Genomic DNA, 19,721 nt, shown 5'->3' on the forward strand with positions numbered 1-19,721 from the left:
AGGGCGCTCCCACGCTTGCCTGGTTCGACAGGCTCACCATGAAGCGAGGGATGGGCTGGCGCAGGCCTCTCCGGAGGGCGCTCCCACGCTTGCCTGGTTCGACAGGCTCACCATGAAGCGAGGGATGGGTTGGCGCGAGCCTCTCCGGAGGGCGCTGCCACGCTTGCCTGGTTCGACAGGCTCACCATGAAGCGAGGGGTGGGCTGGCGCTGGCCTCTCCGGCGGGCGCTGCCACGCTTGCCTGGTTCGACGGCCTCACCATGAAGCGAGGGATGAGCTGGCGCAGGCCTCTCCGGAGGGGTGGGCTGGCGCAGGCTTCTCAGGCGCTTCGTGGTGAGCCTGTCGAACCACGCAAGCGCCTGCGCACCGGCCCGCCCGGGCGCTCTCCCTCAACAAAGTCCGGCGGCCGGTCTCGTTCTTGGCCGCGGGGCGCGACCGCCGGAAGTCGTCCACAGGGAGATCCCGCTGCCGTCGCCGACGCCGTCCCTGGGGTGAGGCAGGGTAGTGGGACGACGGCGACGTGGGTAGGGCGGGCAGCGGCTCTAGTCGAAGGCCTCCTCCCAGGTGCCGCGGGTGGCGGCCTTCGAATACTCGGTCGCCCTGTTCTCGAAGAAGTTGGTGTGCTCCATGCCGTTGAGCATGGCGTCGAGCCAGGGCAGGGGGTTCTCCTGGTTGCCGTAGAGCGGCTGCAGCCCGAGCTGGGCGAGCCGGCGGTCGGCGATGTAGCGCAGGTAGGCCTTGACCTCGGCGGCGGTCAGGCCCTCAACGCCCTCCAGCTCGAAAGCCAGGTCGACGAAGGCGTCCTCGTGGGTGACGATGGTCTCGCAGGCCTGGTAGAGCCGGCGCTTGAGGTCGTCGTCCCAGATCTGCGGGTTCTCCTCGCAGAAGGTCCGGAACAGGCGGATGATCGACTGGGTGTGCAGCGACTCGTCGCGCGCCGACCAGCTGATGATCTGGCCCATGCCCTTCATCTTGTTGTGCCGCGGGAAGTTCAGCAGGATCGCGAAGGATCCGAACAGCTGCAGCCCCTCGGTGAAGGCGCCGAAGACCGCCAGGGTGGTCGCGATGTCGCGCTTGGTCTCGACGCCGAAGGCCTGCATGTAGTCGTACTTGTCCTTCATCTCCTTGTAGCGGAGGAAGGCCGAGTACTCCTCCTCGGGCATGCCGAGGGTGTCGAGCAGGTGGCTGTAGGCGGCGATGTGGATCGTCTCCATGTTGGAGAAGGCGGCCAGCATCATCTGCACTTCGGTCGGTTTGAACACGCGCGAGTAGTGGCGCATGTAGCAGTTGTTCACCTCGACGTCCGACTGGGTGAAGAAGCGGAAGATCTGCGTCAGCAGGTTGCGCTCGCCCGGCGACAGCTTGCGGTTCCAGTCGCGCACGTCCTCGGCCAGCGGCACTTCCTCCGGCAGCCAGTGGATGCGCTGCTGGATCAGCCAGGCGTCGTAGGCCCAGGGGTACTTGAAAGGCTTGTAGATCGGGTCGGAGTCGAGCAGGGACATCGCGGCTTCCGGTTCCTGGGCTGGCGGCACCGGTCCCGCCGCGCCCTTGCTGTTGGCCCGGCCCGGCGGGCCGGGGCCCGCCGAGCCGGTGCGGTCTGCCCGCCTATTGGCAGGCCAGACATTCCTCGTAGTCCAGCGGCGCCGGGCGATCGGCGCCGTTGACCCGGCCGCGCAGCGGCAGCGTCGTGCCGTCGGCGAGCGCCAGCGCCGCGGCGGCGTGGCTCTGCGCCGACTCGGCGCGCTGCAGCGAGCGCGAGCGGCAGTAGTAGAGCGACTTCACGCCGCGCTTCCAGGCCATCAGGTGCAGCTGGTGGAGGTCGCGCTTGTGCACGTCGGCGGGCAGGAAGAGGTTGAGCGACTGGGCCTGGCAGACGAAGGGCGCGCGGTCGCCGGCGTGCTCGATCAGCCAGCGCTGGTCGAGCTCGAAGGCGGTCTTGAAGACGGCCTTCTCGTCGTCGCTCAGGAAGTCGAGGTGCTGCACCGAGCCTTCGGCGGTGGTGATCGAGGTCCAGGTCGCGGCGTCGTTGCGGCCCTTGGACTCGAGCAGGCGCTCCAGGTAGGGGTTGCGCACGGCGAAGGAGCCGGACAGCGTCTTGTGGGTGTAGGCGTTGCCGGCGATCGGCTCGATGCCCGGCGAGGCGCCGCCGCAGATGATCGAGATCGAGGCGGTCGGCGCGATCGCCAGCTTGTTCGAGAAGCGCGCCTGGAAGCCGTGCTCGGCGGCGTCCGGGCAGGCGCCGCGCTCGGCGGCGAGCCTGGCGCTGGCGGCGTCGGCCTCGGCGCGGATCTTGCGGAAGACGCGCAGGTTGAAGGACTTGGCCAGGGCCGACTCCCACGGCAGGCCGTGCTTCTGCAGGTAGGAGTGGAAGCCCATGACGCCGAGCCCGACCGAGCGCTCGCGCATCGCCGAGTAGCGCGCGCGCTCGAAGCCGGGCACGCCCTCGGTGCGGCCGATGAAGTCCTCCAGCACGTTGTCGAGGAAGCGCATGACGTCCTCGACCAGGCCCTCGGCGTCCTGCCACTCGTCGTAGGTCTCGAGGTTCAGGGACGACAGGCAGCAGACGGCGGTGCGCTGGTTGCCCAGGTGGTCGAGCCCGGTCGGCAGCGTGATCTCGCTGCACAGGTTCGACATCTTGACCTTGAGGCCGGACAGCTTGTGGTGCTCCGGCATCGCCTTGTTCACGTGGTCGGCGAAGATGACGTAGGGCTCGCCGGTCTCGATGCGCGCGGTCAGCACGCGGATCCACAGCGCGCGCGCCGAGACGGTGCGCACGACGGTGCGGTCCTTGGGGCTGCGCAGCGCCCACTCCCGGTCCTCGGCGACGGCGCGCATGAAGTCGTCGGACACGGTGATGCCGTGGTGCAGGTTCTGCGCCTTGCGGTTCGGATCGCCGCCGGTCGGCCGGCGAATCTCGACGAACTCCTCGATCTCCGGATGGTCGATCGGCAGGTAGACGGCCGCCGAGCCGCGGCGCAGCGAGCCCTGGCTGATCGCCAGGGTCAGGGAATCCATGACCCGCACGAAGGGCACGATGCCGCTGGTCTTGCCGTTCTGGCCGACCTTCTCGCCGATCGAGCGCAGGTTGCCCCAGTAGCTGCCGATGCCGCCGCCGCGCGCCGCCAGCCAGACATTCTCGGTCCACAGGCCGACGATCGAATCGAGGTTGTCGTTGGCCTCGTTGAGGAAGCAGGAGATCGGCAGGCCCCGCTGCTTGTCGGCGTCGAGGCCGCCGTTCGACAGCACCGGCGTCGCCGGCATGAACCAGAGCTTCGAGATGTAGTCGTAGAGCCGCTGGGCGTGGGCCGAATCGTCGGCGAAGCCGGCGGCGACGCGGGCGAAGAGATCCTGGTAGGACTCCCCGGGCATCAGGTAGCGGTCGTCCAGGGTCTGGCGGCCGAAGTCGGTCAGCAGCGCGTCGCGGGTGCGGTCCATGAAGACCGAGATGCCGCGCTCGTTCTGGAAGTGGTCGGCGACCTGGCCGTCGAACAGGCTGGGCTCGACGGCCGCCGGGACCGCGTCGGGCAGGGACTTGTCGACAGCCTTATCCACCGGCCGCGCCGGAGCCTCGAGGGCCGCCGGACCGCTGGTTGTGCCGATGAAGCCGGATCCGTCCATGCTTGCCCCCGTTTTCCACCCTCTTCAGGTGCCGCCTTTTCCACAAGGGAACCCAGATATAGGGCCCACTCTTCGATCACCCACAATATGCAGCAGGCGTCGCCGTTCTGTCATCTGGAACATAACAGGAACAAGACAATAAGGCAGCCCCTCTCGGTGCCGCGGCGACAGGCGCCTTGACGGCGGCCCTGCCGGCGCGGGAAAGGAGGCGGATGTGCGGTCGCTACACCCTGACCAGCCCGCTCGAGGCCCTCAAGGAGCTGTTCGGCTTCCTCGAGCGCCCGAACCTGGAGCCGCGCGCCAACATCGCGCCGACCCAGGAGGTGCTGGTCGTGCGCCTGGGCGAGGACGGCGAGCGCCACGCCGCCAGCCTGCGCTGGGGCCTGCTGCCGCCCTGGGCGGTCGACCGGCGGGTCGGCGCGCGCCTGATCAACGCCCGGGCCGAGGGCGTCACGCGCCAACCCGCCTTCCGCAAGGCCTTCGCGGCCCGCCGCTGCCTGGTCGCGGCCGACGGCTTCTACGAATGGCAGGCCCAGGAGGGCGGCAAGCAGCCCTACCGGATCTGCCGCCAGGACGGCGGGCCCTTCGCCTTCGCCGGCCTGTGGGAGCGCTGGCACGACCCCGCCGCGCCCAAGGAGGCGCCGGTCGAGAGCTGCACGATCCTGACCACCGAGGCCAACGCGCTGCTGCGTCCGATCCACCAGCGCATGCCGGTGATCCTGCCTGCGGAGGCGCACGGCGCCTGGCTGGCGCCCGACAGCGCCGCCGAGGACCTGCAGGCCCTGCTCCGGCCGCTCGAGCCCGAGGGCTGGATCGCCTACCCGGTCTCCCGGCGCGTCAACAAGGTCGCCAACGACGACCTCGCGCTGCTGGCGCCGGCCGAACCGATGCAGCAGCGGAGCCTGCTGTAGGTCGACTCTTCGCCTACTCGTCCCCGACCGGGCGGTAGGGCGTTTCGCCCGGCCGGCCGTCGGCGAACAGCCAGACCGGGCGGACCGGCGGGCTGGCGAAGCGGCCCTCGACGCTCGGCAGGGCGACCAGCGAGGAGGAGAGGGTGCCGAAGCCGTCCTCCCGAATCACGGTCATGGCGGCCTCCTCGACGCCCTCCTCGTCGGAGCGGGCGGCGAGCAGGGCCTGCCAGGCCGACCAGTCGCCCGTGGCGGGCTCGGGCGCCGGCGCGGTCTCGAAGCGCGGCAGGAAGCTGCGGATGCGCGGGCTGACCGGGTCGTTGAGGTCGAAGGCGGTCAGCATGTTGAGGCCGCGCGGCAGGGGCATGACCTCGATGCCCTCGGCCTCCTCGCCGCGGTTACGCAGCCAGAAGGCGTCGCGCTCGTCGGCGATCACCAGGTTGAAGCTGCGGTAGGCGCCGGGGTCGAGGTCGCCGAGCGCCCAGGCGGCGGCGGCCGCTTCGGCATGGTCGAGCGCCTCGAGCGCGAGCTCGCCGCGGCTGCGCTTGCCGGCCGCCGGTCCCAGGCTGCCGCGCCGGTTCAGCACCGCGGCCAGCACGCCCTGGTCGTTCATCGCCAGCCAGGACCCGCCCGACAGCGCGTCGAGGCCGCCCACGACCTCGGGCCGATCGGGCCAGTGCCGGCCCGGCGGGCGGCTCGGCCGGTCGACCATCTCGTCGCGGTTGGCGCCGAGGATCAGCGGCCAGTCGTGCTCGGGCCGGCGCAGCAGGACGAGGGTGCACATGGTGTCGGAAAAGATCCTGGATGGTGAGCGGCTGGATGCCGGACGGGGTTCACGGGACGTTGTTCGCCGGACGTTGTTCACTGAGGCGGAGCTTGTCGCTATAACCTAGCCGCCTAGCCTAGCCGCGCGGCTGCGCACTGCCCAGGCAATGAACCGCCCAGGCCGGGTGCCACGCCCGCCGGCGACCGAAGAATTCAAGCCTGCCCCCCTTTAGGGGCAGCAGCGAGGAAGGACCCAGGATGAGCTTCCAGGACCGCGAGAAGGCCTTCGAGGACAAGTTCAAGCACGATTCCGAGCTGCAGTTCAAAGTCGAGGTGCGCCGGAACAAGCTGCTCGGCCTCTGGGCCGCCGAGCTGCTGGGCCTCAAGGGCGAGGAAGCCGACGCCTACGCCCGCGAGGTCGTCGCCTCGGACTTCGAGGAGGCCGGCGACAACGACGTCGTCCGCAAGGTCATGGGCGACCTGCAGGCCAAGGCGGTCGACCTGTCGGAGCACCGCCTGCGCAAGAAGATGGAAGAGCTGACCGCGATCGCCAAGCAGCAGGTGATGACCGAGTAGGCGGCGGGTCGCACGTCGCGCAGAGCTACACTCGGTCCGGCAGGCTCACCTTGAAGCGAGGGATGGGCTGGCGCGAGCCTCTCCGCGCGCTTCATGGTGAGCCTGTCGAACCAGGGAGCGCGCTGCGCCGGCGTCGGGGCCGGGCGATTCGGAAACGGCGCGGCCATTGCGCTTGCATGGTTCGACAAGCTCACCATGAAGCGACGGATGGGTCGGCGACGACCTCTCCGGGCGCTTCACGGTGAGCCTGTCGAACCGCGCGAGCCTCTCCGCGCGCGTCCCGGCGGTCGCGACTACAGCGCCGGCCCCGGGCGGATCGGCGAGCCGTCGGAGAAGCGGGCGAAGCGGAAGCGCGTCAGGTCGTGGCCCGGGCTGCGGCCCCGGAGCAGGTCGGCCATGACCCGGCCGGCGGCCGGGCCGATGCCGAAGCCGTGGCCGCTGAAGCCGGTCGCCAGGAACAGCCCCTCCCAGCCCGCCACCGAATCGAGCACCGGCACGACGTCGGGCAGGGTGTCGATCATGCCGGCCCAGACGTCGGTCAGCGCCACCTCCGCCAGGGCCGGCAGGCGCTCGGCCAGCCGCCGGCGCAGCAGGTCGGCGGTGCCGCGCGGCGGCGCCGGGTCGAGCACCCGCAGCCGCTCGAAGGGCGTCTCCTGGTCGCCCGTCCAGCGCCGCGCCGTCGTCCAGGCGTCGGGGTAGCCGCCTGGCGCCGCCGGCCGGATGCGCGTCGATTCCCAGGAGTCCCGGAGGCTGTGCCGGAAGGGCGCCAGGAAGCGGAAGGAGTCGGGGCCCAGAAAGTGCTCGTGGCGGTCGCCGAGCGCGATCGTGTAGCCGCCGTCCTCGCGGCGCCGGAAGGCGAGGCCGCCGTCGAGCGCGCAGCCGGCGAAGACCGCGGGGCCCGGGGCGGTGCGCGCCGCGCTGGAGCGCACCGTCAGCTGCGGCAGGCGGATGCCGTGGTTGGCCAGGAACAGCGACGACCAGGCGCCGCCGGCCAGCAGCACGCGCTCGGCGCGGATCCGGCCCTGCTCGGTGACCACGCCCGCGATCTTGCCGCCGGCCAGGTCCAGGCAACGCACCGCGCAGTCCTCGGCGATCGCGGCGCCGGCTCGCCGGGCGGCGCGCGCCAGGCCCGGCACCGCCTGCCAGGGCTCGGCGCGGCCGTCGCCCGGGCACAGCAGGCCGCCGCGCCACAGGCCGGGGCGGCCGTCGATCATCGCCTCGACCTCGCGCCGGCCGAGCCGGTGCACCTGGAGCTGCTGTCCGCGCGCGACCTCGTGGGTCCTCTCGTGGCGCGCCTCGTCCCGCTCGCTGCGGCTCAGGTAGGCGATGCCCTCGGCGCGGAAGCCGAGGTCCTCGCCGGTGGCCGCGGCGAGGCCGTGCCAGATGCGGTTGGCCTCCATCATGATCGGCAGCTCGTCGGCGTCGCGGCCGAGCTGGCGCACCCAGCCCCAGTTGCGGCTCGACTGCTCGCCGGCGACGCGGCCCTTCTCGCAGAGCACGACCCGCTGTCCCGCCTGGGCCAGGTACCAGGCCGTGGAGACGCCGGCGACGCCGCCGCCGATGACCACGACGTCGGCCGCCTCCGGCAGCCGGTCGCGGAACTGCGCCGGCGAGCGCGCGGTGATCGGACCCATGGGCGCTACTTCGGCACGAAGCCGTCGAGCCGCCCGAAGTCGCCCTTCAGCGCCGCCAGGATCGCCTCGAGGTAGGCGACGTTGTCGACGCCGTAGGCGGCGCAGCGCTCGCGGCCGGACAGGTGGTCGTCGATCGCCGCCTGGGCCGCCGACGACAGGCTCCAGCCGAGCGGCGGCTCGACGGCGCCGGCCCCGCCGGGGCTCCCGCACAGGCGGAAGTGCAGGTAGGGCCAGCCGCGCTGGCGCGCCAGCTCGCGCAGGCGCAGCCGCTCGGCGTTGCCGCGGGCGCTGCGCGTGTTCAGCATGACGCGCAGCGGCGACAGCAGCTCGCCGAGGTAGCGCGGCGTCTTGCCGAGCATCGGGTCGGGACCGGCGTCGGCCGGCAGCACCGACTCGACGTCGTTGCTGATCTGGACGATCACCGGCCGGGCGCCCAGCGCCAGGCGCAGCGCCGGCTCGATCTCCTGCGTCAGGTCGAGCAGGGTCATCGCCCCGGAATTCTCGAAGTAGCCGCCGTCACCGAAGCGGTAGAGGCCCTCGCGGTTGCCGCGCGCCACGTCCAGGCTGCCGACCGGGCTGACCAGCGGGAAGCGCGCCGAGAGGTTGGCGGCGGTGACCAGCGGCAGGCTGCCGTCGCGGCCGTCGGGGTTGGCGTCGATCACCGCCAGCAGGTCGAGCACGTCGGCGAAGGCGGCGCTGTCCTCGGACCAGGCCAGGCTCGACACCAGGGTACGCTGGCCGCTGCCGACCCGCGTCGTGTTGAGCAGCAGGTTCGGCACGGCGGTCGCACGCTCGCCGTGCCACAGCCGTTGCAGATCGAAGTCGCCGCCGAAGGCATTGCCCAGCGGCTCGCCGGGGCCGTGGCCGCAGGCCTGGCGCCAAGCCGCGGCCCAGGCCGACTCGAAGGCGCGGGCGCGGTCGAAGGACTCCACCGAGACCGGCCAGACGCGCTGCAGCAGGTCGGGGTAGAGCAGGCCGCCGACGATTGGCGCGAGGTAGTCGCGGCCGGTCATCTCGCGGGCGACCTGGCGGTAGCCGCCGGCGCGGCTCGAGATCGCCCGGCAGGCCAGCGGCTGGCGGCCCTCGCCCGACTCGCCGGCCTCGATGCCGCTGGCCAGCTGGGCGGCGAAGAGCGCGACGCCGAAGGAGCCGCCCGACACGCCGCTCATGGCGAAGACCCGGCGGCCGAAGCGGTTGTCGCTGTCCTGCAGCTCGCCCAGGATCGCCGCCGTCCAGTAGGCGCTGCGGATGCCGCCGCCCTCGGAAGCGACCAGGAAGACCGGGCGGGCGGCGTCGCGCGGCGCGCCGTCGCCGCCGGCCAGGTCGATCCACCAGTCGGCGAAGGCCTCGGAGGCGAGCGGCCGCGGGCCGACCGGCTCGGCGACCCGCCTCAGGTCGTGATTCTCGATGAAGAAGGACAGCGCGACCGCCCAGGCGATGAGCAGCGTGAGCAGGGGAAAGCGCGTCTGGCGCTGCCACAGGTCGGCGAGCGCGGCGAGCGGGATCATGGTCGCCGCCCAGACCAGGAACAGCCCGGCCGTCCCCAGTGTCTGGCCGACGGTCACCGGCGACAGCGTCAGCGCCAGGAACATGCCCAGCAGGACCAGCAGCGAGAGCAGCAGGAAGCCCCGGGTGCCGAGGGAGTGGTCGGCAAAGAACAGGTGTCGGAAGCCGGGCCAGGGGTCGATGTCGTCGGCGCGGTCGCCGCGCAGCAGGCCGGCGAAGAGCCGGCGGCGCCAGGTGACGAAGCCGAGGAAGACCAGGCCGAGCGCCCAGGCGACGATGGCCTGGCGCCAGGCGTGGGGCGCGCCGGTCAGGGCGATCGCCAGGCCGAGCAGGCCGATGGCGAAGCCGCCGAGCAGGCGCGGCAGCCATTCCCGGGCCGCGGCGTCGAAGGCCGGAAAGTGCCGCTCCGGATCGCAGGCGAACTCGTAGCCGAGTGCGATCCGCGCCCAGAACCAGGCGGTCAGCGCCCACAGCAGCCCGCCCAGGTAGAGTGCCACGAGCTGGAAGGAGAAGGTGTGCTCGCCGAGGGTGCGCAGCACGTCGCTGCCCTGTCCGGTGAACAGCACGAAGCCGGCCAGCGCGATCAGCACGAGGGTGTAGCGCACGCGCTTCAGCACCGAGGCGACGGCGTGCCAGCGGTCGAGCACCGTGGGTTCCCCAGTCGTCCGCGGCTTCGTCATTCGTCGCCTTCCCCGGCTGCCGTTCCTGCCGGTGGACATGATAGCCGCGGCCGCGGCCGGAAGACTGCCGGAATCAGGAAGACTGTCGGAATCAGTCCGCGAACACCCGCTCCAGGATCTGCTCGACCCGGCGCGTGTGGTAGCCGAGGTCGAAGACCTTCCCGAGCTCGGCCGCGGACAGCGTCACCTCGGGATCGGCCTCCAGCTCGCTGCGGAAGTCGGCGCCCTCTTCCCAGACCTTCATGGCGTTGCGCTGGACCAGCCGGTAGGCGTCCTCGCGGCTGACGCCGGCCTGGGTCAGCGCCAGCAGCACCCGCTGGGAGTGCACGAGGCCGCCGAGGCGGTCGAGGTTGCGCTGCATCGCCTCCGGATAGACCAGCAGGTTCTCGACGACGCCGGCCAGGCGCGCCAGGGCGAAGTCGAGGGTGACCGTGGCGTCGGGGCCGATCATGCGCTCGACCGAGGAGTGCGAAATGTCGCGCTCGTGCCACAGCGCGACGTTCTCCAGGGCCGGCACCACCGCCGCGCGCACGATCCGGGCGAGGCCGGTCAGGTTCTCGGTCAGCACGGGGTTGCGCTTGTGCGGCATCGCCGAGCTGCCCTTCTGCCCCGGCGAGAAGAACTCCTCGGCCTCGCGGACCTCGGTGCGCTGCAGGTGGCGGATTTCGGTCGCGAGGTTCTCGACGCAGCCGGCGACGACGCCGAGGGTGGCGAAGAAGGCCGCGTGGCGGTCGCGCGGAATGACCTGGGTCGAGACCGGCTCGGGGACCAGGCCGAGCTTCGCGGCGACGTGCGCCTCGACCGCCGGGTCGATGTTGGCGAAGGTGCCGACGGCGCCGGAGATGGCGCAGGTCGCGATCTCCGCGCGCGCCGCCTCCAGGCGCTTCCGGCAGCGCTTGAAGGCGGCCCAGTGGCCGGCCAGCTTCAGGCCGAAGGTCGTCGGCTCGGCGTGGATGCCGTGACTGCGGCCGATGGTGACCGTGTCCTTGTGCTCGCGCGCGCGCTTCTCGAGCGCCGCCAGCAGGTGGTCGAGGTCGGCGAGCAGCAGGTCGGCGGCGCGGCTCAGCTGCACGGCGAGGCAGGTGTCGAGCACGTCCGAGGAGGTCATGCCCTGGTGCAGGAAGCGCGCCTCCTCGCCGACCTGCTCCGCCAGCTCGGTCAGGAAGGCGATGACGTCGTGCCTGGTCTCGCGCTCGATCTCGTCGATCCGCGCGATGCGCTCGGGCGTGTAGGGCCTGTCGCCGCGCGCCCAGACCGCCTCGGCCGCGGCCCGGGGCACGACGCCCAGGCCAGCGAGGGCGTCGGTGGCGTGGGCCTCGATCTCGAACCAGATCCTGAAGCGGCTCGCCGGCTCCCAGAGCGCGGCCATCTCGGGGCGGGAATAGCGCGGAATCATTCGGGCAATCTCGCTGTTCTTCTGTAGGCTGCCCTTCTGGCCCCCGGCCCCTCGCCTGTCAACGCACCGCTCGCTTGCGCGGGCCGAGGCACGTCTCAATCCATTCTTCACGGACGGTGCGCTACAATGGACCCGGGGCGACCTACCGCGGGGTATAGGCATATGGATATCGCGGCGGTTTCGCGGGCGTGGCTCGCGGCGCTTCTGCTGTGCGGCCTGCTGGCGCTCACCGCCTGGGGGGTGGGAGTCCGACAGGCCGGCGCCGCCGAGGCCGGCTTCGGCCAGGGCTCCAATCCCGGGGCCGCGACGACCCTGCGCCTGGTCTACGAGGTGACCGCCAATCCGCCGCGCCACCTCGGCGCCGGCACGCGGATCGACTGGGCGAGGCCCGGGCTGACGCTGGAGCTGCTGCGCCTGGTCGGCGCACGCCTCGACATCGACTTTCAGTTCCAGCGCGTGCCCTGGAAGCGCGGCCTGTTCCTGGTCGAGCAGGGGCTGGCCGACGGCATCTTCCACACCAGCCACCTGCCCGAGCGCGAGGCCCTCCTCGCCTACCCGCGGCGGGCCGACGGCACGCTCGACGAGTCCCGCGCAATCTTCGTGCAGAGCTACCTGCTCTATGTCAGGAAGGGCTCGCCGCTGCGCTGGGACGGCACCGCCTTCGAAAACCTGGACGGGCCGGTCGGCGCGATCTCCAGCTATTCGGTCGTGCAGGATCTGCGCCGGATGGGTGTCCCGGTCGAAGAGGAGCGCTCCCTGACCATCAACCTTCGCAAGCTCCTGGAAGGCCGCATCGCCGCCAGCGCCGAGCTGGAAGGCATGGGCGACGCGGCGATCGCCGCCCATCCCGCCTTCGCGGGCGCCATCGAGAAGCTGCAGCCGCCGCTGCGCAGCAAGCCCTACTACCTGACCTTCGGGCGGGCCTTCCGGGACGCGGAGCCGGAGCTGGCCGAGCGCGTCTGGGATGCCATCGCCGCCGAGAAGGCGGGGCCGGCCTTCGCCGCCCTGGCAGAGAGCTACGAGAGCGACGGCGAATGAGCCACGCCGCTTCCCCGGGGAGCCCGCAGTCCCCCTCGGCCTCGCTGGCGCGCCGGTTGTTCCTGCTGGTCCTGGGCAGCTACGTCCTGGTCGCCCTGGCGCTCGCCGGCGTTCTCGTCGCCGAGATCTGGTACCGCGCTGCGCGCGATCTGGACAACGAGCTGCAGGTCTACCGCAGCGCCTTCCACGACCCCCTGGCAAACTACATGTGGTCGCTCGACCGCGAGGAGCTGGGCGCCGCCCTGCAGGGCATGGCGCGCCTGCCCGGCATCGCCGGCGTGCGCGTGCTCGAGCCGTCGAGCGGCGAGGTCCAGGCCGCCGCGGGCACGACCAGCGCGGCGCGCTGGCTGACCGTCGAGCGCTTCCCGCTGGTCTACCGCCACGAGGTCGGCGAGACCCTGGTCGGCGAGCTGGAGGTCTACCGCGACCGCTTGCTGATCGTTCAGCGGGTCTGGCCTGCGATCGCGCTGCTGCTGGTGACCGGCCTGGCCAAGGCCCTCATCCTGTGGTGGATCTTCCGGCACCTGAGCCGGCGCATGCTGGAGCGGCCGCTGGGCCGGCTGACCGAGGGCCTGCGCCGGCTCGACGGTCACGGCGGAGTCGCGCAGCCGGTCGACAGCGGCGTCGCCGAGCGCAACGAGCTGAAGGTCCTGGAGGAGGCGATCAACGCCATGTCGCGGCGGATCGCCGTCGCCCAGCGCGAGCGCCAGGGGGCGCTCGACGAGCTGGCCGCGCAGCGCGACCGGCTGGAGGTCGAGGTTGAGGCACGCACGCGCCAGCTGGCCGGCGCGCGCGACCGCGCCGTCGAGCTGCGCCACGAGGCCGAGCTGGCGACCCAGTCGAAGAGCCGCTTCCTGGCCAACATGAGCCACGAGCTGCGCACGCCGCTCAACGCCATCCTCGGCTTCGCCCAGCTGATCGAGCGGCGGGCCGCGGCCGATCCTGGCGGCACCGCCTACGCCGATCCCGCCGGCAACATCCGCGAGGCCGGCGACCACCTGCTCAGCCTGATCAACGACCTGCTCGACCTGTCGAAGATCGATGCCGCCAGCATGACCATGGATGTCGAGCCGCTCGACGCGCGCGACCTCACGGACTCCTGCCTGCTGCTGAGCCAGGCGACGGCCGAGCGGCACGGCGTGCCGATCCTGGTCGAGATCCCCGCCGACCTGCCGCCGCTGCTGGCCGACGCCCGCGCGGCCCGTCAGATGCTCGTCAATCTGCTGAGCAACGCCTGCAAGTTCTCGCCGGCCGGGCGCTCCTGCCGGCTGATCTTCACCGCCGAGGGGGCCGGCGTGCGCGTCGCGGTCATCGACGACGGGGTCGGCATGACCGCGGCACAGGTCGCCACCGCCCTGGTGCCCTTCCAGCAGGTCGACCGCGACCCTTACAAGCGCCACGGGGGCACCGGCCTCGGCCTGCCGCTGGTCAAGGCGCTGATCGAGCTGCACGGCGGGCGCCTGGAGATCGACAGCGCGCCGGGCAGGGGCACCTGCGCCAGCCTCGTCTTTCCCGCCGCCGGCGTCGTCCTGGCGATGGCGCCGGCCCGGCGCCAGGCACGCTGACCGCCGGCCGGGCTCCCTCCCGCCGCCCGCGCTCCTTCGCGCCTCCTGGTTCGACAGGCTCACCATGAAGCGCGACCCGGGCGACGCGCCCGACGCCGCCCGCCGCGCCCGACGCCGCGCCCCGGCCTCCTCGTCGCTTCGTGGTGAGCCTGTCGAACCACGCAAACGCCGTGGCGGCGACACCAGCGGATCCACACCCCCGTCATCCCGGGCCGCTTTGCCCGAAATCTTCGATTTCGCAGGTAAAGCGAGCGGAGACTGCTTCGGCGCCGACGGCGCGCGTCAGATCAGCCCCTTGGCGCGGAAGCTGGTGTGGCCGCCGCGGGCGACGATGACGTGGTCGTGCAGGGCGATGCCGAGGCGGGCGACGGCCTCGGCGAGCTCGCGGGTCAGCTCGATGTCGGCGCGCGACGGCGTGGGGTCGCCGCTCGGGTGGTTGTGGACCAGCACCAGCGCCGAGGCCTCGAGCTCGAGGGCGCGCTTGACGACCTGGCGCGGGTAGACCGGCGTGTGGTCGACGGTGCCGCGCTGCTGGCGCTCGTCGGCGATCAGCCGGTTCTTGCGGTCGAGGAACAGCACGTGGAAGCACTCGACCGGCTCCCGGGCGAGCGCGATGGTCAGGTAGTCGAGCAGTTTGTCCCAGGAGCCGATGATCGGCTGCTCGCTGGCCTCGGCGCGTGCCAGCCGCAGCGCCGCGGCGGCGACGACCTTGATCGAGCCGATCCCGGCGTCCTTGAGGCCCTTGACGGCGCGCAGCCGCTCCGGCGGCGCGCTCAGGACGGCGGCCAGGTCGTTGTCGAACTGCCGCAGCAGCTCCTTGGCGAGGGGCTTGGTGTCGCCGCGCGGGTTGGCGGCGGCGAGGATCAGCTCGAGGATCTCGTAGTCGGCGAGCGCTTCCGGGCCGCCCTGGATGAGCCGTTCGCGCACCCGGCCGCGGTGCTCCAGGTAGTCCGGTCGGGTCTCGAGCTCGGCCACGCGACGGGCCGGACGGCTCAGGCGGGGTAGGGCGGGCGATCCCAGCCCTTGGGCGAGGCGGTGAAGATCTCGTAGCCCTCGGCCGTGACGCCGATCGAGTGCTCGAACTGCGCCGAGAGCTGGCGGTCGCGAGTCACCGCGGTCCAGCCGTCGTCGAGCAGCTTCACCTGCCAGGTGCCGCTGTTCACCATCGGCTCGATGGTGAAGAACATGCCCTCGCGCAGCGCCACGCCGGTACCCGGCTTGCCGTAGTGCAGCACGCTGGGCGCGTCGTGGAAGACGCGGCCCAGCCCGTGGCCACAGAAGTCGCGGACCACCGAGAAGCGCTGCTTCTCGACGAAGCTCTGGATGGCGTGGCCGACGTCGCCCAGGGTGGCGCCCGGCCGGACCATCTCGATGCCGCGCCACATCGCCTCGAAGGTGACGTCGACCAGGCGGCGCGCCTTGACCGGCACCTTGTCGCCGACGAAGAACATCCGGCTGGTGTCGCCGTGCCAGCCGTCGAGGATGACGGTGATGTCGATGTTCAGGATGTCGCCGTCCGCCAGGCGCTTGGTCTCGGTGGGTATGCCGTGGCAGACGACGTGGTTGACCGAGGTGCAGATCGACTTCGGGAAGCCGCGGTAGCCGAGCGGCGCCGGCACCGCGCCGCGCTCGAGGATATAGTCGTGGCACAGCTTGTCGAGCGCCTCGGTGGTGACGCCGGGCTGCACGTGCGGCGTCACGAAGTCGAGCACTTCGGCCGCGAGCCGCCCGGCCCGGCGCATCGCCTCGAAGTCCTCGGCCAGGTGGAGCTTGATCTGCCGTGACTCCTGAAGGACGGCGGCTTGATCCTGCATGGCACTGCTTTCCGAAATGACTGCACGAAACGGCTGCAACGAAGCCGCCGGCTTCGCGACGCGGTGCAGCCGGATGAACCTTCCCTAGTTTGCCACGGCGCGCGGCTGCTTCAAGCCTCGATGGCCAGGGGGCGAATCACCTCGATCCCGGCGGTCGAGATGCTGCAGGCCCAGCACAGAGCCTCGACGCCGCGCGCGCTGGCCTCGGCGAAGCTGCGGGCATAGACGGGATCGAGATCGCGCGCAAGCGACAGGCGATCGCAGTCGGTGCGCTGCACGACATAGAGCATGACCGCGCGGGCTCCGGCCTCGGCGGCATCCGCGAGTTCGAGCAGGTGCCTGGCGCCGCGCGCCGTGACGCAGTCGGGAAACTCCGCCAGGCCGGGCCGGCGGCGCAGGTGGACGTTCTTGACCTCCAGGTAGCAGGGCGGCTGGCCCGGCCCCTCGAGCAGCAGGTCGACGCGGCTGGCGCGGCCGTAGCGGACCTCGCGGCGCAGGCCGGAATAGCCGGAGAGCGCGGGAATCCGGCCGCCGGCCAGGGCCTCCTCGACCAAGCGGTTGGGGCGCGCGGTGTTGATGCCGACCAGCGTGCCGTCGGCCTCGACCAGCTCCCAGGAGAAGGGCAGCTTGTTGCCTGGCCGCCCGGGCGCCAACCAGACCCGGGAGCCGGGCGCGCTCAGCCCGAGCATGGCGCCCGGATTCGGGCAGTGCGCGGTCAGCCGGCGCCCGTCGCCGAGCTCGACGTCGGCCAGGAAGCGCTTGTAGCGGCGTAGCAGGCGCCCCTCGACCAGGGGCTCGGCGAACAGCATGCGGGCTTGGTTGCACGGCGCGCCCGGGCGCTGCAAGCGGTCGTCCCGCGCGAGGCGGGGAGGGGTCGTCCGAAATCTGCGCTTGTCGGAGCGTCGCAGGCGTTACAGGTTATCGCCATGCGCTTGACCCTGCCTTCGATCCTCGCGATCTCCCTCTCCCTCGGCTTGGCGGCCTGCGCCGAGCGCGAGGTCCGCCCGGACAGCTCCGGTGCCACGCCCGCGGCCACCGGCAAGGTGGCGGCGCCGCCGGACCTGGACGGCTCGCTCGCCGCGCCGCCCCCGCCGGGCGGGACGGCGCCGGAGGGCGCCGCTGCGCCGCCCGCGGCACGGTCCGCGAGCGAGGAGGACATCGCGAGCTGCTATCGCTACGCCAGGGCGACGGTCGCTCACGACCGGCGCATCGAGCAGGACCGCGGCGACCCCAGCGGCTTCGGCAGCCTGGGATCCGACGTCGGCGCCTTCTCCGACCGCCTGTCGCAGGTCGGCGAGAGCTCGACCTTCGACCGGGCCTATGCGTCCTGCATGGAAAGCAAGGGTCTCCGCCGGCAATGAGCGGCGGGGACGAGGGGCCCGAGGGCCTCGCGGAGCCGGCAGCCGGCGAGCGGACGGTGACCGCCGGCGTCGCGATCATCGGCAACGAGATCCTTTCGGGACGCACCAAGGACGCCAACCTCGCCTTCCTCGGCGAGCGGCTGAATGCGCTCGGCGTGCGACTGATGGAGGCCCGGGTCGTCGCCGACCTGGAGGCGGCGATCGTCGAGGCGGTCAACAGCCTGCGTGCCCGCTACGACTACGTCTTCACGACGGGCGGGATCGGCCCGACCCACGACGACATCACCGTCGACTGCGTCGCCAGGGCCTTCGGCCGGCCGGTGGTCGTGCATCCGGAGGCGCGCCGGCTGCTCGAGGCCCACTACGGCGCCGAGATCAACGAGGCGCGCCTGCGCATGGCGCGCGCGCCCGAGGGTGCCAGCCTCGTCGACAATCCGGTCTCGGTGGCGCCGGGGCTGAAGATCGAGAACGTCTACGTGCTGGCCGGCATCCCCAAGATCATGCAGGCGCAGTTCGAGAGCCTGTGCCACGAGCTGGTCGGCGGTCGGCCGCTGCAGACCCGCAGCTTTCCCGTGGCGGTACCGGAGTCCGTGGTGGCGCCGGGCCTGACGGCCCTGCAGGCGCGCTTCCCCGAGGTCGAGATGGGCAGCTACCCCTTCCAGCGCGGCGGCCGCTTCGGCACTTCCCTGGTGCTGCGCGCGACCGACGCCGGGCTGCTCGACCGCGCCGAGGCGGGGCTGCGCGCGCTGTTGGCGGAGCTGAAGGCCGAGTGGCTGCCGGACCCGCGCGAGGCGGAGGCCGAGGACGCGGCGAGCTGAGGCCGGAGACACCGGGGCGGCAAGGATTCCGGGTCAACCCTTCCGGCTGTCCGCCTCGAGCGCCGAGCGCGCCTCCTGCTGCTCCTCGGACGGCAGCAGCGCGTCGATGAAGTGGCCCTGGAACAGCTGGATGCCCAGGGAATGGCCGGCCTTCACGACATCCTCAGTCTCGCAGCGGTGCAGAATCAGGTGTTGCAGGCCAACCCGCCTGACCGCCTCCTCGATCTCCGGGCGCCCCTTGCCCTCGATGGCGCTGCGCAGCTCGTCGTTCCAGATCAGCTTGACGAAGTCGACGCCCAGGCGCTCGCGGTCGATCAACGGCAGGCTGTGACGGGTCACGCCGTCGAGGCAGAGGCGGTAGCCCTGCTGCTTGGCGAGGTCGCGCCCGAAGCTGTAGGCGCGCAGGTCGGCGTAGACGTCGGGCTGCTGCAGCTCGAGGATGATCTTGCCGCGCACTCCGACCGGCAGGTCGGCGTCGAACGACAGGAAGGCCGGGCTGATCAGCGAGGCGACGTTGAGGTTGACCGAGATGTAGCGGCCGAGGCGGCGATTGCCGTTCTTGCGCAGGTGCGCCAGCATCCGCTTGTCGAGGACCAGGGTCAGGTACTGGAACAGCAGGCGGTTCTGCGCCAGGTCGGTGTCCGGCGACAGCACCTTCTCGACGTCGCGGATCGAGGTGAAGAATTCGGTCAGCACGCGGGTCGGGCGCATGTTGGCGCCGACCGCGCAGACCGGCTGCTGGCGGACCAGCGCGGAAATGTCCGCCGAGTTGAGCGCTCGCTCCAGCTCCGCGAGGCCGCTGAGATCGAGCTCCTGGCGGGGCTGGCGCCGCGCGCTGCGGCCCTCGAGGCTGGCGCGATTGAGCCGGCGCTGTTCCTCCTCGACGGCGAGCTGGCGGCACTGGCTCATGAAGTCGTCGTAGTCGATCGCCAGGTCGAACCAGCGGGCATAACCGCCGGCGCGGTCGATCTTCTCGGCCGCCGGATCGCCCTGCAGCAGGAACTCGACCTTCTCGACGGCCTTCTCCAGCGCCGACACCTGGCGGTCGATGCCGAGGAACACCAGGTCGAAGTTGTCGAGCACGAACAGCTCGCCCTCCAGCCCCTGGATGCCGGTCTCGAAGACCGAGACGGCGATCCGCATGTGCTGCGGCGGCGTCTCGTCCGTGACCAGGCGGGACAGGCGCAGGTGCATGGCGCAGCGGCCGTGACGACGCTTGCCCAGACGCTGGGCGCTTTCCAGCAGCAGGGTCGCCTGACGGCTCTGCTGCAGTCCGTGGCGGGCAACTATGTCCATGCCTGGGCCGGGGCTCCTGGGGCGGCGGGAAGGGGTGACGTTCGCCTGCCGACCCTAGGATGCGAGCCTTAAGAAGCATTTAAGCCGCAAAGCGCGGCCAGGCCTCGTCCGGGTGCCGCGTGGCTTCCCCCGGGCCCTATCCCTCGTCGAACAGCTCACGCAGGATCGCCGCCGTCTCCGGCGCCACGTAGTAGACGCCGTCGACGATGGTCTGCTTCGACTTGTCCCAGCGGGTCGCGTCGAAGTCCCACTGGATCAGCTGGGCCTTCTTCTCCGGGTCGTCGACCATGCGGCGCAGGCGCGTGGCCATGTCGCGCACGAACCGGCTGGTCGAGCGCAGGTCGCGGGAGTCGTCGACCGCCATCAGGTCCTGCATCTTGACGCGGCCGGTGGGCGTGGCGAAGAGCGCGAGGCGTCGCTGCGCCTTGCCGGGCAGGCTGGCGACCAGTCGCTCGGCCTGCTCGCGCGACAGCGCGTAGGGCGCGCGCCAGCGCAGCTCGCTTTCCGGGGCCGCGGCGGCGGCTCGCGGGGCGGCACCCAGGAGACCGAGCAGCTCGCGCTGGGTGCTGGCGGACAGGCGTCCGAAGTCGCCGGGTTCGAGAACGATCTGCATGGCTGTGGACGATCCTCCCTCACCGCGGCCGGTGGGGGTCTTTCGCTGGTGCCGTCGCGTTCCGGCCGCTCATCGGAAAAGTGTACCACGACCGCCCGCGCGACGCGTCAGGACGAGAATCCCTCTCGCCAAA

The 19,721-nt window shown here is 71.8% G+C and carries 17 protein-coding genes; 6 read left to right on the top strand and 11 right to left on the bottom strand.

The annotated features are described in order from the left end of the window. Nucleotides 1–542: 542 nt before the first annotated feature. Complete coding sequence (locus WD341_RS15495; RefSeq protein ID WP_368426380.1) at nt 543–1,502, bottom strand: ribonucleotide-diphosphate reductase subunit beta; 960 nt, start codon at nt 1,500–1,502, stop codon at nt 543–545. A gap of 103 nt (nt 1,503–1,605) precedes the next feature. Further along, nucleotides 1,606–3,618, bottom strand: a complete 2,013-nt coding sequence (locus WD341_RS15500; RefSeq protein WP_368426381.1) for a ribonucleoside-diphosphate reductase subunit alpha — start codon at nt 3,616–3,618, stop codon at nt 1,606–1,608. 212 nt (nt 3,619–3,830) lie between these two features. Between WD341_RS15500 and WD341_RS15505 the strand changes: the two genes are divergently transcribed. Continuing rightward, a complete protein-coding gene (locus WD341_RS15505) occupies nt 3,831–4,529 on the top strand; it encodes an SOS response-associated peptidase (protein WP_368426382.1) in 699 nt (232 codons plus the stop codon). Between the two features lie 13 nt (nt 4,530–4,542). Here the strand turns inward: WD341_RS15505 and WD341_RS15510 are convergent, their stop codons facing one another. After that, nucleotides 4,543–5,310, bottom strand: a complete 768-nt coding sequence (locus WD341_RS15510) for an NRDE family protein (RefSeq protein ID WP_368426383.1) — start codon at nt 5,308–5,310, stop codon at nt 4,543–4,545. 239 nt (nt 5,311–5,549) lie between these two features. On the opposite strand from WD341_RS15510, the gene WD341_RS15515 reads away from it, so the two are divergent. Next, nucleotides 5,550–5,867 (top strand): DUF1476 domain-containing protein, encoded by a 318-nt coding sequence (locus tag WD341_RS15515; protein WP_368426384.1) that lies wholly within the window; start codon nt 5,550–5,552, stop codon nt 5,865–5,867. 293 nt (nt 5,868–6,160) lie between these two features. On the opposite strand, the gene WD341_RS15520 is transcribed toward WD341_RS15515, so the two are convergent. From WD341_RS15520 to purB, 3 genes are all read right to left on the bottom strand, one after another. After that, complete coding sequence (locus tag WD341_RS15520) at nt 6,161–7,501, bottom strand: NAD(P)/FAD-dependent oxidoreductase (protein ID WP_368426385.1); 1,341 nt, start codon at nt 7,499–7,501, stop codon at nt 6,161–6,163. A 5-nt stretch (nt 7,502–7,506) separates the two neighbouring features. After that, the gene (locus WD341_RS15525; RefSeq protein WP_368426386.1) at nt 7,507–9,687 is read right to left on the bottom strand and encodes a hypothetical protein; all 2,181 of its coding nucleotides are present in this window, start codon (nt 9,685–9,687) and stop codon (nt 7,507–7,509) included. A gap of 91 nt (nt 9,688–9,778) precedes the next feature. After that, on the bottom strand, nt 9,779–11,083 hold the full coding sequence (gene purB, locus WD341_RS15530; protein ID WP_368426387.1) for an adenylosuccinate lyase: 1,305 nt from the start codon (nt 11,081–11,083) through the stop codon (nt 9,779–9,781). 162 nt (nt 11,084–11,245) lie between these two features. Between purB and WD341_RS15535 the strand changes: the two genes are divergently transcribed. Next, a complete protein-coding gene (locus WD341_RS15535; RefSeq protein ID WP_368426388.1) occupies nt 11,246–12,121 on the top strand; it encodes a substrate-binding periplasmic protein in 876 nt (291 codons plus the stop codon). Continuing rightward, nucleotides 12,118–13,686, top strand: coding sequence for an ATP-binding protein (locus tag WD341_RS15540; protein ID WP_368426389.1), 1,569 nt, complete (start codon nt 12,118–12,120; stop codon nt 13,684–13,686). Before WD341_RS15535 ends, WD341_RS15540 begins: the two co-directional genes overlap by 4 nt. Before the next feature lie 282 nt (nt 13,687–13,968). Here the strand turns inward: WD341_RS15540 and radC are convergent, their stop codons facing one another. The 3 genes from radC to sfsA all read right to left on the bottom strand — a co-directional run bounded on the left by radC (nt 13,969) and on the right by sfsA (nt 16,309). Next, nucleotides 13,969–14,661, bottom strand: a complete 693-nt coding sequence (radC, locus tag WD341_RS15545) for a DNA repair protein RadC (RefSeq protein ID WP_368426390.1) — start codon at nt 14,659–14,661, stop codon at nt 13,969–13,971. 17 nt (nt 14,662–14,678) lie between these two features. Continuing rightward, nucleotides 14,679–15,500, bottom strand: coding sequence for a type I methionyl aminopeptidase (map, locus tag WD341_RS15550; protein ID WP_368426391.1), 822 nt, complete (start codon nt 15,498–15,500; stop codon nt 14,679–14,681). 110 nt (nt 15,501–15,610) lie between these two features. Beyond that, complete coding sequence (sfsA, locus tag WD341_RS15555; RefSeq protein ID WP_368426392.1) at nt 15,611–16,309, bottom strand: DNA/RNA nuclease SfsA; 699 nt, start codon at nt 16,307–16,309, stop codon at nt 15,611–15,613. Nucleotides 16,310–16,426: 117 nt separating this feature from the next. Between sfsA and WD341_RS15560 the strand changes: the two genes are divergently transcribed. Beyond that, nucleotides 16,427–16,861, top strand: coding sequence for a hypothetical protein (locus WD341_RS15560; protein WP_368426393.1), 435 nt, complete (start codon nt 16,427–16,429; stop codon nt 16,859–16,861). Beyond that, nucleotides 16,858–17,679 carry a competence/damage-inducible protein A gene (locus WD341_RS15565; RefSeq protein WP_368426394.1) on the top strand — a complete coding sequence of 274 codons (822 nt, stop codon included), beginning with the start codon at nt 16,858–16,860 and terminating at the stop codon, nt 17,677–17,679. The genes WD341_RS15560 and WD341_RS15565 overlap by 4 nt, the downstream gene beginning before the upstream one ends. Before the next feature lie 33 nt (nt 17,680–17,712). On the opposite strand, the gene WD341_RS15570 is transcribed toward WD341_RS15565, so the two are convergent. Further along, on the bottom strand, nt 17,713–18,975 hold the full coding sequence (locus WD341_RS15570) for a hypothetical protein (protein WP_368426395.1): 1,263 nt from the start codon (nt 18,973–18,975) through the stop codon (nt 17,713–17,715). Nucleotides 18,976–19,111: 136 nt separating this feature from the next. After that, entirely contained in the window at nt 19,112–19,588 is a 477-nt protein-coding gene (locus WD341_RS15575) for a hypothetical protein (protein WP_368426396.1), read from the bottom strand. Nucleotides 19,589–19,721: the final 133 nt, after the last annotated feature.

It is taken from the genome of Tistlia sp. (genome assembly GCF_040905785.1).
In the GTDB taxonomy this organism is placed as follows: domain Bacteria; phylum Pseudomonadota; class Alphaproteobacteria; order Kiloniellales; family DSM-21159; genus Tistlia.